Below are 357 nucleotides of genomic sequence, written 5' to 3'. Positions count from 1 at the left end.
GCCGATGCATTATGCGCGCCCTGCGTCCAACGGCTGTCGAGCCAAGGGAGCCATTCCTCGATCGAGCTTTGGCGGACACGGAAGACATCGGAGCGCTGACCGCGCAGGACGCTGCGGACAAGCTTGCGGCTATGCCCGGTACGTTTGACGATCTGCTTGATCGGAACGCCCTGCTTCGACAATTCCATTATGGCTTCGTTCGTTTCCTGCCGCCGCAGGAAACCTTCATATTGAAGGCGTTCGGCATAGGTCAGAAGTTTGGGATCGATCACGGAGCTGCCGACCGCTTTTCGGATCTGACGCATGGATTTGCCGACAGCGTCGAGAAAGGCGCGGCTCGCGTTCTCCATCAGATGC

General features: G+C 58.8%; 1 pseudogene. It reads right to left on the bottom strand.

Annotation, left to right across the window (positions count from 1 at the left end):
- A pseudogene (locus tag EET67_RS26365) lies at positions 1-357 on the bottom strand (ISL3 family transposase); the annotation flags it as partial.

The organism is Borborobacter arsenicus, assembly GCF_003934165.1.
GTDB classification, from domain to species: domain Bacteria; phylum Pseudomonadota; class Alphaproteobacteria; order Rhizobiales; family Rhizobiaceae; genus Pseudaminobacter; species Pseudaminobacter arsenicus.
This window is presented reverse-complemented; position numbering and strand designations above follow the sequence as displayed.